This window comes from Lysinibacillus sp. 10T31 (assembly GCF_056394365.1).
Genome location: NZ_JBFTHS010000030.1, coordinates 15,527 through 31,082, shown reverse-complemented (window position 1 = coordinate 31,082; position 15,556 = coordinate 15,527). Strand labels below are relative to the sequence as shown.

Below are 15,556 nucleotides of genomic sequence, written 5' to 3'. Positions count from 1 at the left end.
AAAAAGAGTAAATTTATTTTTCTTGTACTTTTGTATTTTTCAACATAAACTAACTATTTAGAGTAGCGAAATAACGGAGGATATTTTATGCCAAAAAGTGTTTGGTTTTTAATTATCGGAATGCTTGTGAACACGACGGGCAACTCATTTTTATGGCCTTTAAATGCCATTTATATGCACGATTATTTAGGGAAGTCACTTGCGATGGCTGGCTTTGTGTTGATGTTGAATTCTGCTGCTGGAGTATTAGGAAATCTCTTAGGTGGTTATTTATTTGATAGAATAGGTGGCTATAAATCCACAATGTTGGGCATTCTTTTGACGATTGCCTCATTAATTGCTTTAACGATTTGGCACGGCTGGCCACAGTATGTGTGGATTTTAACGATTCTTGGCTTTAGTGGAGGTATTGTTTTCCCAGGAATGTTTGCTTTAGCTGGAACTGCGTGGCCTGAGGGTGGACGAAAGGCCTTTAACGCAATTTATTTAGCTCAAAATTTAGGAGTAGCAATTGGTCCTGCACTTGCCGGCGTTGTTGCTGATTACAAATTTGACTACGTCTTTAAGGTCAACTTAGCTATGTATATTCTGTTCTTTTTTATAGCGTTGTTTACTTTTAAACGATTAGAAGCGGGGAGCATTGCACCGATGAATGTCGTGGGTGAAAGTAAGCGAATTATAAATAAAGCGCCGTTTTATGCATTATTAATTATAAGTTCTTCCTCTGTACTATGCTGGTTAGCTTATTCACAATGGAGTGCGACTATTTCTTCCTATACGCAAGATCTAGGATTAGGATTGAAACAGTACAGCTTACTTTGGACTATTAATGGTCTACTTATCGTTTTAGGGCAACCGCTAATTGCACCGCTAGTGAAACGTTGGGAAAATAAATTGAAGCGTCAATTAGTATTTGGCGTTATCCTTATCGCAATATCCTTTGGAATCATTGCATTTGCAAGTGATTTTAAAATGTTTGGGGCAGCAATGGTTGTGCTGACTTTTGGTGAAATGTTTTATACGCCTGCTTTACCTACCATCGCCAATCAGCTTGCACCAAAAGGGCGTCAGGGCTTTTATCAAGGGATTATTAATAGTGCGGCAACAACTGGTCGTATGATTGGCCCTCTATTTGGTGGTATTATGGTCGATCAGTTTGGCATGATTGTACTCGTATTAATTCTAGTGATTATAGTATTGTTTGCGATTATTCCATGTCTTATCTATGATTATCCTTTACGAAAGAATAAAACAGTGATAGATTTATAGGTTAAATTTAACAAAAATTTTCCGGAAACGAGCAAAAACTGTGTGGGAAACACGTTTTTTGCTCGTTTTTTAATGTTTACTCTTGAAAGTAAACATATTGTAGCGTAGAATCAATCATACATATTCAAATATTTGAATATATGAAGATGAAGTTCCGTGGAGGGATTTATGTGGAAGAGAGCTTGCAGCAATTTAAGGCAGATTTTTTTAAAGCCTTAGCACATCCATTACGAATCAGAATACTAGAATTACTAGTAGATGGTAAAAAAAATGTCAATGAAATTCAAAGCTGCTTAGAAAAAGAGGGCTCAGCTGTTTCTCAGCAATTAAGTGTATTACGAGGCAAAAATATTGTGCATGGAACGAAAGAGGGGAAAAAAGTTTACTATTCTTTAAGCGATCCGATGATTGGAGAATTACTTGGTGTTGCAAAGGATATTTTCAACAATCATTTGATAAATACAATTTCAAGATTAGAAGAAATGACTATTAATGAAAATAATGAAGAGGATATGTAAATTTTGTAGACTGAGTTCTTATGAAACATTTACCTTGCTTATTATTTTGAAGGGAAGATTTATAGATGAAGTCGCTGTTTACAGGACGATATGAAGGATATTCTGTTCATCATTTGAAGAAAGATTTAATTTCGGGGATTATTGTCGGGATTGTGGCAATACCGCTGGCAATGTCCTTTGCCATTGCGTCAGGTGTTAAGCCTGAGTATGGAATATATACAGCTTTTATTGCTGGAATACTTATTTCACTTTTTGGTGGTTCGAAGTTTCAAATCGGAGGACCTACAGGTGCGTTTGTACCAATTCTGCTAGGGATAGTCATTTCGTATGGCTATGAAAACTTACTAATCGCTGGATTAATGGCCGGGATTATTTTGTGCTTAATGGGGATCTTTAAACTTGGCTCATTAATAAAATTTATCCCTCGTCCGGTGACAATAGGTTTTACAGCAGGAATTGCAGTTATTATTTTTACAGGCCAAATCGCAAATTTCCTAGGTTTGACTAATATTAAAAGACATGAGTATTTTATTGACAATGTAAAAGAAATCGTTATGCATATTGGTACAACAAACTTTTATAGTGTTTTAACGGCAATCATTAGTCTCATCATTATTTTAATAACACCTAAAGTTTTACCCAAAGTTCCAGGGGCGTTAGCAGGCATCGTTGTTTCTACATTAGTTGCAACGTTCTTTTTCTCTGGACAAGTTGCCACAATTGCAACAGCCTATGGTCAAATTCCAAATACATTACCGAATTTTGTAATTCCAGATATCACATTAGAGCGAATTCAGCTACTTATTGGACCAGCCTTTGTGATTGCCATGCTAGGTGGAATTGAATCACTTCTATCTGCAGTGGTAGCAGATGGCATGACAAATACAAAACATAATAGTAATCGAGAACTTGTAGGTCAAGGAATTGCTAATATCGTCACGCCTTTCTTTGGCGGGATCCCTGCAACAGGGGCTATTGCTCGTACTGCGACAAATATTAAAACGGGTGCAGTATCACCAATATCAGGTATTATTCACGGTGTATTTGTATTAGTCACTTTATTATTGCTAGCTCCATTTGCTTCACATATTCCATTAGCAAGTATGGCTCCAGTTTTAATGGTTGTAGCTTGGAATATGAGTGAGCAAAAGCATTTTGCGCATATCGTTAAATTAAAATCAGGAGATTCTCTCGTTTTAATCATTACGTTTTTGCTTACTGTTTTTACAAGCTTAACATTAGCTGTAGAGGTAGGACTTGTGTTAGCTGTCGTATTATTTGCGAAGCGTATGAGCGAAAAGCTTGTAGTAACAAAGGTATTACCGGACCATTCGTTAAAGAGTGGAAAAGTGCAATCACATGCTGTTCATCAGAATCGTGACTGTCCACAAATTAGTATTTATACAATTGAGGGCCCGCTTTTCTTTGGTGCAGCCCAAACTTTTGAAGAGGCAATTGTAAGTTCCGTTCAGCATCAGCAAAAAGTTTTAATATTACGCATGAGTAAAGTGCCTTTTATGGATTCAACAGGTGAAGCATATTTTAGCAATATCATTCAAAATTTCAAAACGCAGGGCGGTACCATTTTAGTTACAGGTGTACAAGATGAATTAAAAAGGGTACTACAGCATAATGGCCTATATGATGAAATTGGTGAGGATAATTTTTATCCGCATACAGGAGAAGCGATAAATAAAGCTTTACGTTATTTAGATACAAATAAATGTATTGGATGTAAGCACTTTGCTTTCCGTGAATGTCAGGAATTATCCCAACCAAAAGAAAAAGAGAATTTAATTGTTCAATAATGGGTAGTATGTAAACAAAGTCTTGTGCTTTTCAGTACTTTCCATTAGAATAAATGCAATACATGTAAAGACAATGATGAGGAATAGTAAATTTGTGGTTCTTTTTAGAGAGCTAGCGGTTGGTGGGAGCTAGTAGGAAAGCAAATTGAACTCGCCTTCTGAGTCTGCCCGCGTGAAATATCGCGTGCCGTTCCTTCCACGTTAAGGAAGCAAGAGCCGAGTGTGATCACTAATGTGGGTGGTACCGCGGGAGAAACGAATTCTCTCGTCCCTTTCTAACAAAGAAAGGGACGAGTTTTTTTATTTTTTAAATATTTTGTCAATTCTTTAGGTGAAAAGTATGGCACATTCAAAGGAGGAAAAATAATGAGTTTTAATCATCAACAAATTGAAAAAAAGTGGCAGCAATATTGGGCTGATAACAAAACTTTCAAAACTGAAAATGAAACAGAAAAACCAAAATTTTATGCATTAGATATGTTCCCATATCCATCTGGTGCAGGTCTTCATGTAGGACATCCAGAGGGCTACACAGCGACAGACATCCTTTCACGCTTCAAGCGCATGCAAGGCTATAACGTCCTACATCCTATGGGTTGGGATGCATTCGGTTTACCAGCAGAACAATATGCACTTGATACAGGTAATGACCCAGCGGAATTTACAGCGAAAAATATTGCGACATTCAAGCGTCAAATCCAAGAGCTAGGCTTTAGCTATGATTGGGATCGCGAAATTAACACAACGGATCCAGACTATTATAAATGGACACAATGGATCTTTATCCAACTTTATAAAAAAGGCTTAGCCTATGTAGATGAAGTAGCTGTAAACTGGTGTCCAGCACTTGGTACAGTACTTGCAAACGAAGAAGTTATTGATGGAAAATCAGAGCGTGGTGGTCACCCTGTAGAACGTCGTCCGATGAAGCAATGGATGCTAAAAATTACTGCCTATGCTGATCGTTTAATCGATGACTTAGAGGAAGTTGATTGGCCAGAGTCTATTAAGGATATGCAACGTAACTGGATTGGTCGTTCGGAAGGTGCAGAAGTAACATTTAGTATAGATGGCACAGATGAAAACTTCACAGTGTTTACAACTCGTCCTGATACATTATTTGGTGCTACATACTGTGTTGTTGCACCTGAACATCATTTAGTGGAGCAAATTACAACTGCCGAACAACGTCAAGCTGTTGAAGCTTATTTAGATAAAGTAAAATTGAAATCTGATTTAGAGCGTACAGATTTAGCGAAAGAAAAAACAGGCGTATTCACAGGTGCGTATGCGGTTAATCCGATTAACGGTAAAAAAATGCCGATTTGGATTGCAGACTATGTATTAGTATCATACGGTACTGGTGCAATCATGGCGGTTCCAGCACATGATGAGCGCGACTATGAATTCGCAACAGAATTTGGCTTAGAAATTATCCCTGTTCTTGAAGGTGGAGACATTAGTAAAGAAGCATTCACAGGAGATGGTAAGCACATTAACTCTGACTTCCTTGATGGCTTAAACAAAGAGGACGGTATTGCTAAGGCAATTGAATGGCTTGAGGAAAAAGGTGTAGGGGAGAAGAAAATCTCTTACCGTCTTCGCGATTGGTTATTCTCTCGTCAACGTTACTGGGGAGAGCCAATCCCTATGATTCATTGGGAAGATGGTACAACGACGCCAGTACCGGAATCAGAATTACCATTAATGCTACCAAAAACAGATAATATTCGCCCTTCAGGCACTGGTGAATCGCCATTAGCGAATATTTCTGAGTGGGTAAATGTTGTTGATCCTGAAACAGGCAAAAAAGGTCGTCGCGAAACGAACACAATGCCACAGTGGGCAGGTTCAAGCTGGTACTTCATACGTTATATTGACCCAACAAATAAAGAAGCAATTGCAGATCCGGAGTTACTGAAACGCTGGTTACCTGTTGATATTTATATCGGTGGGGCAGAGCATGCAGTATTACACTTACTATACGCTCGCTTCTGGCACAAAGTATTATACGATTTAGGTGTTGTACACACGAAAGAGCCATTCCACAAATTATTTAACCAAGGGATGATTCTTGGTGAAGGTAATGAAAAAATGTCTAAATCAAAAGGCAATGTCGTTAACCCTGATGAAATCATTTCTTCACACGGTGCGGATACTTTACGTCTATATGAAATGTTTATGGGTCCACTTGAAGCATCTGTTGCATGGTCAACAAATGGCTTGGACGGGGCACGTCGCTTCTTAGATCGTATTTGGCGTCTATTTGTCAATGAAGAAGATGGTGCTATCGCAGCGAAAATTCAACCTTCTGATGACAAAACTCTTGAAAAATCATATCATCAGACTGTGAAAAAAGTGACAGAGGACTACGAAGGTATTCGCTTCAATACAGCTATTTCACAAATGATGGTATTCATCAATGATTGCTACAAAGCGGATGTTATTCCAACAGCTTACGCTGAAGGCTTTGTGAAGATGCTAGCTCCAATGGTTCCACACGTTGCTGAAGAATTATGGCAGATTTTAGGTCATGGCGAAACACTTTCATATGCGCAATGGCCAACATATGATGAGTCTAAACTTGTTGATGATGAAGTGGAAGTCGCAGTTCAAGTTGCCGGCAAAGTACGTGCAAAAATCATTGTAGCAAAAGATGCTTCAAAAGAAGAAATCGAAAAAGTAGCACTTGCAGATGACAAAGTACAAGAGTATATGGCAGGCAAAAACTTAGTGAAAATTATTGTCATTCCAGGTAAGCTTGTTAATATCGTTGTTAAATAAATGAAGGAAACAACATTAGATGCTTCTATAAAAGTTAAGATTACTTGCTACAGCACTGGAAAGTCTTAACGGAAGTACTTTTGATGGTTGGATCATTTCACTAATAAGATTAAAGACAGAATCAAATTTTGGTTCTGTCTTTTTTACGTTTTATCTGTCTTTATTAGGAGCGGAGACTGAGCGAGCATCACAGATGAGGCCCTGGAGCGCAAGCGAGTAGGGGAACGAAGGCTAAAAGCATCGTGTCCTGTGATAACGCCTTCGTGACTAACATCGTGTCGCTGTCGCTACGTTAGCATTACGCTTTCGCACAAAAAACATCAGTTAGCCCGACTCCCTCAGGAAAGCGCCGGGTCGGAACGAAAATTAATCCTACGTTTTGGTGTTGAGACACAGTCTTTTTTATACTTACCCTGCGTATTGTGAAAAATCTGCGTGAAAACTTTTTTCTACTGAAACCAACTGAGATTTCGATACGACTATAGTGTGAATGGGAATAGGAGGTGTTTGAGTGAGCATTTAGCAATTATTATGGATGAGCATGGTGAATATTGTCTTCGAGTAGCTTACTTATATGTTAAAGACTGGGCAATTGCAGAAGAAATCGTTCAAGATGTATTTTTTTCTTATTATCGGCAGCAGGAGCGCTTTGAACAACGATCCTCACTAAAAACATATTTAGTAAAAATAACAGTACATAAAAGTCATGACTATTTACGAAGCTGGAAAAATAAGCGTCATATTCTATTTGAAAAGCTGCACATTGGAGCTAGCAAGCGAACACCTGAAACAAATTTACTTGAAAAGGATGAACGAAGAATTTTAACAGCAGCTTTGTTTGAGCTTCCCATAACCTATCGAGAAGTAATCATTCTTTATTATTATCAAGAATTAAAGGTTCGAGAAATAGCAGAAGTTCTGGCATGTACAGAAAATACTGTGAAGACAAGGCTACGTAGAGCTAGACAACTATTGCAGAAAAAACTGGGTCAGAGTCATTGGGAGGTGCTAGAAGATGACATTTTTTAAAGATAAATTGGATAAAGAGCTTGGAGAAGCCCCGCGTTTCTCACAACAATTGCAGGAGCGTATTTTGCACAATGTATATCAGCAAGATAAACAACCTCATAGATGGCGATATCCAATGATTATCATTGGAGCAGTCGTGACGATCCTCTTTTTGATTGTAATTGGTCCATGGAAGCAAGTAGATACATCTAAGCATGCTTCGATTGTTGAACTAGCCCAGCATGAGGTTAAACAGTTTACTTTTGCGCAAAATTGGGAGGAAGATTCCTTTAAGGCTGGAAGAACTGGCTGGATCTTAGTACAACAGGCATATAAAAAAGATTCGGAAACAAGGCTCATTGCTAATTCTCTTCAAAAGGCAGTTAAATCGAAAATGGATAATGATTATTATGTGTTTGGTGATGTATGGGTGGAGTTTGACAATGGGCAGGTTGCGCAGCTAAAAATGTTCTTAAACGATGGGCAACTAGCTTTTAGCGATCAACATACAAATGCCTTTTACAAAGTGAAAGATGCCGATACTGCCTCAGCATTTATTGCGCTTATGCGAAAAGATGAAAAAGATAGTAGTTTCGGTAAGATGTTTACTTTTTTAATAATTGCTCTCTTATTAGGGTGGCTTTTAGAAAAAGCTATTCGAAAAAAGTTTAGCATTTCAAAGGAACCAAAATATATAAATACAAGCCATCAACGTACAACGTATATTGCTAAGTTTATACAAGGAGGGGCTTTAATTTTATTTAATATAAATGGGTGGTTTTTATATACAGCTGCAATTTGCATATTATTAACTGTCGCTATAGTAAGCACTATTATGATTGACTATTATTATGGGCGTGAAGAAAAAAGACATTATGTATCGGTGGGGTCATTTATTGCACTAGTGCCACTAATCATTGTATTTATCATTTATTTTCTATAGAAAAGGAAACGAACGAAAAGAGATGCTCGAGTTATTCAAGAGCATCTCTTTTTGATATATGACTAGAAATTGAAAACTTGTTTTGAAATGTGTAATTAAGAAGAGGAACTGTAATAATGACAATCGTCTAAAATTGCCGGACTTTAATCGAATACATGTCTCTATAGTAGGACCAAAGTGATAATTGAGTTAAAAACAAAAAATACTAAAAGTAAAATCCTGTGAAGAATATGTTCGTATTACATAAATGATCCAAACTTGGAGTTTAGTTTTATTAACATCGTCGTTAAAAAGTACTTTTTTTCTTGTGTGCTATAGCAAATACTTTTGTTATAACTTATTGGTTTAGTTGCTTTTCAGTTTAAAAAGCATTACTGCCCATAGTCTAAAAATTGAGCGGGATTTATTTTAAATGAAAAAATATATATTTGAATAATAAAAATGAATGGGGAATGATTGTTCATTTTGAAATATACAAAATGTGTATTGGGTTTATTTAATTTAATATCCATTAAAAGTTAAATACGTCATTTAATATTATTTTTTCGTTCTCTTTTGTGTGAAAGAAAATCTTTCATTTAAGTTTTAAAATTCTCTTTTATTCTAAAAATTTCTACATAATGAATATCTATTCATGGTCTTTTGAAGGAATAAGAATAAATTATGAGCGTTAGAAAAAATGAAGTATACATAGATTGCATGTGAAAATATGCACAAAATTAATTATATCAAAATAATTTATATAGAGTTGAATAATAGAGTAGAAAAATAATATTAGCTAAAAAATGTTGTGGTTTTTGTTTAATAAACATCTATTTACTTAGAGGCTGTAGGGTTTTGATTATAAAATTACTAGGGTAAAAAATAAAATACTTTTTCGAGAAATAATATTTTTTGAAAAAACATCTTGCATTTGAATAATTCTAAGTGTTAAATTGTTTTCATGGACGTTCATAAAACTTTCACAGGTAGCAAAAGAGGGGAGAAAAGAGAAATTATGAATAAAAATAGATGGTTAATTGCATTATCCGCAATCGCTATTCATCTTTCGATCGGTGGAGCATATGCATACAGTGTATACAAGCTACCAATTGTCACAGAAATGGGATGGAGTGAAACAAACGTAACGGTTGCCTTCACAATAATGATGGGGCTTGCTGGTTTTTCAGCAGCATTATTCGGTAACTTAGTAGAAAAAATGGGGCCACGTAAATCTGCAATGATAGCAGCTGTTCTATTTGGGGCAGGACAAGCTGGTGCGGGTGTAGCGATTTCAATGGATTCCGTAACATTGTACTGGTTAACATATGGTTTACTAAGTGGATTGGGTATGGGTATTGGTTATATTTCACCTGTATCGACATTAGTAAAATGGTTCCCGGATCGCCGCGGTTTAGCAACAGGTATGGCTGTACTTGGATTTGGTTCAGGGGCACTAATTACAGCGCCAGTCGCAGCTAGCTTAATGGAGGCTGTGGGTATTTCTACAACGTACTTTATTTTAGGGGCAAGTTATTTCACGTTAATGATTTTAGGGGCTTTATATATAGTACCGCCTGCACCTGGTTATATGCCAGCTAATATGAAGGCTGCTGCAAATAATGGTAAAGAAGTAGTGAAAAAAGATTTAGCTGTCATGTCAGCACGTGAAGCTGTGAAAACTAAGCATTTCTGGATGCTTTGGTCGATGCATTTAGTAAACGTAACAGCAGGTATTATGATGATTTCTGTTGCATCTCCAATGGCTCAAGAAATTGTAGGATTATCAGTTGCGGGAGCCGCAGCAATGGTAGGAATAATGGGATTATTTAATGGTGGTGGTCGTTTAATATGGGCTGCTGTGTCTGACTATATTGGTCGTTCGAACGTCTTTGTCATTTTCTTTATCGCACAGCTAGTTACATTTATCGTCTTACCGCATACAACAAACGTTATTGTTTTCCAAGCACTTATTTTCTTAGTTGTTAGTTGCTATGGTGGAGGTTTCTCGAATCTACCTGCATTTGCAAGTGATTTATTCGGTACGAAACAACTTGGAGTTATTCATGGTTATTTATTAACGACTTGGTCATTAGGTGGTATTTTCGGACCGCTTTTAGTGAGCACAATTAAAAATTCTTATGGAAGTTATATTCCAGTATTCTATGTGTTTACAGGGTTAATTGCAGCTTCATTAATCATTTCATTAACTTTACGTGCAGATGTACGTAAACGAACAGCATTAAAAGAAGCTTCTGAAAAAGTTGGAGACGTCTCTGCTACACAATAAATTATACTTTCAATTCGCACTTGAAGGTATTGGCCATATGAGTGTCATTTCGCACATGACGCTTGTATGGTCTTTTTTTGTAGCTATTGTTATATAACACTTGATTAATCTCTGTTTAATGTATAACAGTTGGTGTTTGATGTCAATATCATTACGGGAAATAAAGTGATTTCGGTACCAAAAGAGAAATTTTGTAACGGGAAGCAATTGAGGGGTTTATTTTCTAGAGGGTGACTTAAAACTTAATTTGATTGAATCTTTTCATATGTTAAAACGTATATAAAATAAATAAGGGGGCAATGTGATATGGGGAAATTTTCTTTAAATGAATTTATCAATAAAACACAGCAAGACGACAACGAAAATGAATATTTCGAGTTAGAAACAGAGCGTGTATTAGAGGTCAACCTAAATGGTGAGGTTTGGTCAAAAATGGGCGCGATGATTTCTTACATAGGAGATATTAAGTTTGAGCGTGAGCGTGTGTTGGAGCATGGCCTCGGTAAAATGTTTAAAAAAGCATTAACCGGCGAAGGTACACAACTTATGAAAGCAAAAGGTAAGGGACGACTTTATTTAGCTGATCAAGGAAAGAAAATAACTGTCTTCGATTTAAAGGATGAAAGTATTTGTGTAAACGGCAATGATTTACTCGCATTCGAGCCAAGTATTGAATGGGATATTCATTTGATGCGTAAAATGGCAGGAGTCATGTCAGGTGGATTGTTTAATGTAACCTTACAAGGAAAAGGGAAGGTAGCCATTACAACTCATTTTGAACCGTTAACATTGTTAGTGAAGCCTGGTGAAACTGTCTATACTGATCCTCATGCTACAGTAGCATGGTCAGGTAATTTGGCACCAGAGTTTAAAACAGATATTAGCTTCCGAACATTTATCGGTCGTGGTAGCGGCGAATCCATTCAAATGGCGTTTTCAGGTGAAGGATTTGTTATCATTCAACCATTTGAAGAAGTATATATGTCTAAAGAAGGCTAAAAAAGCGTGTCCGTATTTTAGGACACGCTTTTAATATGAAAATAAGTAGCTCTAATCACTGATAACTTACAATAACACTGATAGAGTTATTACAATGCTGCATTCATCCCTGCAATACGTCCTGTAACGAGTGCGGACGTTATATTATAGCCACCCGTGTAGCCATGAACATCAAGAATTTCTCCGCAGAAAAATAAGCCAGCCTTTTTCTTTGAAGCCATTGTCTTTGGTTCAATCTCTTTAACAGAGACGCCACCTCCAGTGACGAATGCTTTTTCAAGGGATTGCGTACCACTAACTGTCATTGTGAAATTGACGAGTAGTTTAGCTAAATTGCGGATTTTTTCCTGTGATAATTCAGTACCTGTCAGTTGTACATCGATGTCTGCACGTTCACATAAAAATAGAAGCCAGCTTTCAGGTGCAATTCCTTTCCAAACATTTTTCACCGCTTTTTTGGGATCTTCTTTAATGAGTCTGTTTAAATATTGCAGACACGTCTCCTCATTATAATCAACAAGAGTTTGAATACGCATTGTCACAGGCTCGTAACCTGTTTTCATTAATTCTTTCACGACAAATTGACTGCAACGTAAAACAGCAGGACCGCTTAATCCGAAATGAGTAAAGAGCATATCCATTTGATGTGTTACGAGCACCTTGCCCTTTTTGTTTAAAACAGAGACAGCGACATCTCTTAGGGCAAGTCCCTGTAGCTCACGAGCTTGAATAAAATCCTCTTTTGATAGAACAGGAACCTCAGTAGGGAAAAGTGTAGTAATTGTATGGCCAGCGCGCTCTGCCCATGGATAACCATCTCCTGTTGAGCCTGTTTGTGGAACAGCTTTCCCACCAACGGCAACGACTACTGCCTCACTACGAATTTCTGTACCATCTGTAAGGCGTACCCCGAGAATTTTCTCCTCATCCATTAGAAGCTTATTAACGGGTGTGTTTAAACGCACTTCAACATGTAGCCTCTGAAGCTGACGAATAAGTGCATCTACAACATCTTGCGCGCGGTTAGATACAGGAAACATACGGCCATGATCCTCTTCTTTTAATGCCACACCAAGTCCTTCAAAAAATGTGATAATATCTTCGTTATTGTAAACCGTGAATGGGCTGTAAAGAAAACGACCGTTTCCAGGTATGTGCTTAACTATTTCTTCAACAGGCAAACGATTTGTGACATTACAGCGACCACCGCCTGAAATGGCCAATTTTTTGCCGAGCTTTGTCCCTTTTTCGAGTAATAATACTTTCTTTTTATGCTCTCCAGCAGCGATAGCAGCCATTAAACCGGATGGGCCACCACCGATAACGATAACATCGTACATATATTTAAACTCACTTTCTTTTCAAATTAGGAATCTTTCCTATTATACATGAAGTCTATATAGGGGGGCTTCTTTCACATTGAAAATAAAACAAAAGTATTTTATAATTCCTTATCTTCTACTTTAAGTAGCTCGTCACCATAACGTTGGGAATGACATGTGATAAAACTTTTGCTATGTATATAAGTTGATTGGAGTGGAGACTGGGCGACTCCTTGGGGATCAGCGATATAGAGGAACGAAGGCTAAAAGCATCACGTCCTGTGATAACGCCTTCGTGACCAACATCCTGTTGGCCCGAGACCCTGGAGCGACATCGCGAGTGAAGCGGCTCATCGGACGCCCCCAGGAAAGCGCCCAGTCGGAACGGAAATCAACCCCACATTATGGTGAAGAGATCACATGTGTAAAGTTTTGAAGGGGAATTTAGGTATTTTCGAGAGATAAAGTGCTCGTTGGTTGAACGAATAATCGGTGTAGAATAACCTCACTGATGAAAGTTTTGCTTTATCTGTATTGTCTGTATGAAATGAATGTCTTTTCATGCTATTATGGTAAAGGTTATGCACTAAATTATGAGGTGAAAAATAGAATGTGCGGATTTATAGGCTATATTAATGGAACAAATGTGATCGATCATCATCAAACGATCGAAAATATGATGAATACAATTATTCACCGTGGACCAGACAGCGGCGGGATTCACAGTGATGATAAAGTAACGTTAGGATTCCGTCGATTAAGTATTATCGACTTATCTGACGTGGCAAATCAGCCGTTATACAGTGCGGATGGTAACATCGTTCTCGTATTTAATGGAGAAATCTTCAACTTCCAAGAGCTACGTGCTGATTTGATTGAAAAAGGTCATAACTTTAAAACACACTCTGATAGTGAAGTAATTATTTATGGTTATGTTGAATACGGAGTAGAATTTGTCAAAAAGCTTCGCGGAATGTTCGCATTCTGTATTTGGGATAAAAAGAATGATTTGCAATTCATCGCTCGTGATGGCTTTGGTATTAAGCCACTGTATTATACAGAAAACACAACAGATGGTACTTTTATTTTCGGTTCAGAAATTAAATCATTTTTACCACACCCATCATTTATTAAAGAATTAAATAAAAATGCGCTACGTCCTTATTTGACGTTCCAATATTCTTCAATGGACGAAACGTTCTTTAAAGGTGTGTACAAATTACAACCAGCACACTATATGCTTATTAAAAATGGGCAAAAGCAGATTGTGCAGTATTGGGATAAAAAATTCCATGCAAAAGAAGCTCCAATTGAAAAATATGTAGAAGACATTCGTACGACAGTAAGAGAATCAGTAGATGCGCATCAAATAAGTGATGTAAAGGTTGGTTCTTTCTTATCAGGTGGTATTGATTCAAGTTATATTACTTCATTATTACGCCCTGATAAATCCTTCTCAGTCGGTTTCTCTGACTACGAGGATATGTTTAATGAAACAAATTTAGCAAAAGATTTATCTGATACATTAAATATTCAAAATGAGCGTAAATATATTTCAGCAGATGAGTGTTTTGAAGCACTACCAAAAATTCAGTGGCATATGGACGAGCCACAATCGAATCCGTCTTCTGTACCACTTTATTTCCTTTCGGAATTAGCGTCGAAGGATGTAACAGTAGTACTTTCAGGTGAAGGTGCGGATGAAATCTTTGGTGGTTACTCATGGTACCAAAACTCTGGCAAAATGCAAAAGTATGAGAAAGTTCCATTTGGTATTCGTAAAGCGTTACGTGGCTTAGCAGAGGCGTTACCTAAAAATCAATATACACACTTCCTTGTTAAAGGTGGTCAAACCGTAGAAGAACGCTTCATTGGGGAAGCGGTTGTATGGGACGAAGAAGATGCATTAAATGTATTGAAACCAGACTATAAAAATGGTCCATCTGTAAAATCGATTACAAAACGTATTTACGATGAGGTTCCAGGTGATGATGATGTTACTAAAATGCAGTATCTTGATTTAAATCTTTGGATGCCAGGCGATATTTTATTAAAAGCAGATAAAATGAGTATGGCTCATTCTATTGAATTACGTGTACCATTTTTAGATAAAGAAGTGATGGAATTAGCGAAAAACATTCCATCAAAATATCGTGTAAATGACATTGATACGAAATACGTTCTTCGTCAAGCTGCACATCAGGAATTACCTGAAGAATGGGCAAAACGTCCAAAGCTTGGCTTCCCAGTGCCAATTCGTCACTGGTTACGTGAAGAAAAGTATTATACGATGGTAAAAGAAATGTTTACAACTGACTTTGCCAATGAATTCTTTGATACAAAACAATTAGTAGGCTATCTAGATGAGCACTATGAAGAAAAAGCAAATCGTGGACGTTATATTTGGACAGCCTATGTGTTCCTAGTATGGTATAAACAATTTTTCGTAGATATGTAATAAAGAAGTAGCTTTAATCGGTGGGGGTTTTCTTAATCTCCACCGATTATTTTGAGACTTCTACTTTCCGTAGGGAGGACACAGTCTCTATTTTTTTATGGAGCTTCAAGAACTTTTTAATGTATTTCTGCGTCTGTATACCTATAAATATGTTAAGATTACAATTGGTTTACTTATT

11 protein-coding genes and 1 other annotated feature are annotated in these 15,556 nt (G+C 37.1%); of the genes, 10 read left to right on the top strand and 1 reads right to left on the bottom strand.

The annotated features are described in order from the left end of the window. Positions 1-87 precede the first annotated feature (87 nt). From AC1DCY_RS17410 to AC1DCY_RS17375, 8 genes are all read left to right on the top strand, one after another. Positions 88-1,269 carry an MDR family MFS transporter gene (locus AC1DCY_RS17410; protein ID WP_477352169.1) on the top strand — a complete coding sequence of 394 codons (1,182 nt, stop codon included), beginning with the start codon at positions 88-90 and terminating at the stop codon, positions 1,267-1,269. Between the two features lie 170 nt (positions 1,270-1,439). Then, complete coding sequence (locus AC1DCY_RS17405; RefSeq protein WP_049667424.1) at positions 1,440-1,787, top strand: ArsR/SmtB family transcription factor; 348 nt, start codon at positions 1,440-1,442, stop codon at positions 1,785-1,787. 65 nt (positions 1,788-1,852) lie between these two features. Beyond that, positions 1,853-3,595: a SulP family inorganic anion transporter gene (locus AC1DCY_RS17400; RefSeq protein WP_477352167.1), complete on the top strand. Its 1,743-nt coding sequence runs from the start codon at positions 1,853-1,855 to the stop codon at positions 3,593-3,595. A 64-nt stretch (positions 3,596-3,659) separates the two neighbouring features. Continuing rightward, positions 3,660-3,871 (top strand) — a binding site (T-box leader). 90 nt (positions 3,872-3,961) lie between these two features. Beyond that, positions 3,962-6,379: a leucine--tRNA ligase gene (gene leuS, locus AC1DCY_RS17395; RefSeq protein ID WP_477352165.1), complete on the top strand. Its 2,418-nt coding sequence runs from the start codon at positions 3,962-3,964 to the stop codon at positions 6,377-6,379. Between the two features lie 507 nt (positions 6,380-6,886). Continuing rightward, positions 6,887-7,408 carry a sigma-70 family RNA polymerase sigma factor gene (locus tag AC1DCY_RS17390; RefSeq protein ID WP_477352163.1) on the top strand — a complete coding sequence of 174 codons (522 nt, stop codon included), beginning with the start codon at positions 6,887-6,889 and terminating at the stop codon, positions 7,406-7,408. Further along, positions 7,395-8,330 carry a DUF4181 domain-containing protein gene (locus tag AC1DCY_RS17385; RefSeq protein ID WP_477352161.1) on the top strand — a complete coding sequence of 312 codons (936 nt, stop codon included), beginning with the start codon at positions 7,395-7,397 and terminating at the stop codon, positions 8,328-8,330. Before AC1DCY_RS17390 ends, AC1DCY_RS17385 begins: the two co-directional genes overlap by 14 nt. Before the next feature lie 997 nt (positions 8,331-9,327). After that, positions 9,328-10,599: an L-lactate MFS transporter gene (locus AC1DCY_RS17380; protein ID WP_477352159.1), complete on the top strand. Its 1,272-nt coding sequence runs from the start codon at positions 9,328-9,330 to the stop codon at positions 10,597-10,599. A gap of 306 nt (positions 10,600-10,905) precedes the next feature. After that, positions 10,906-11,598, top strand: a complete 693-nt coding sequence (locus AC1DCY_RS17375; protein WP_477352157.1) for an AIM24 family protein — start codon at positions 10,906-10,908, stop codon at positions 11,596-11,598. An 89-nt stretch (positions 11,599-11,687) separates the two neighbouring features. Here the strand turns inward: AC1DCY_RS17375 and AC1DCY_RS17370 are convergent, their stop codons facing one another. Next, positions 11,688-12,938, bottom strand: a complete 1,251-nt coding sequence (locus tag AC1DCY_RS17370) for a BaiN/RdsA family NAD(P)/FAD-dependent oxidoreductase (protein ID WP_477352155.1) — start codon at positions 12,936-12,938, stop codon at positions 11,688-11,690. A 196-nt stretch (positions 12,939-13,134) separates the two neighbouring features. Between AC1DCY_RS17370 and AC1DCY_RS17365 the strand changes: the two genes are divergently transcribed. Further along, complete coding sequence (locus AC1DCY_RS17365) at positions 13,135-13,356, top strand: hypothetical protein (RefSeq protein ID WP_477352153.1); 222 nt, start codon at positions 13,135-13,137, stop codon at positions 13,354-13,356. Positions 13,357-13,530: 174 nt separating this feature from the next. Continuing rightward, entirely contained in the window at positions 13,531-15,378 is a 1,848-nt protein-coding gene (gene asnB / locus AC1DCY_RS17360) for an asparagine synthase (glutamine-hydrolyzing) (RefSeq protein ID WP_477352151.1), read from the top strand. The last annotated feature ends 178 nt before the right edge of the window (positions 15,379-15,556 follow it).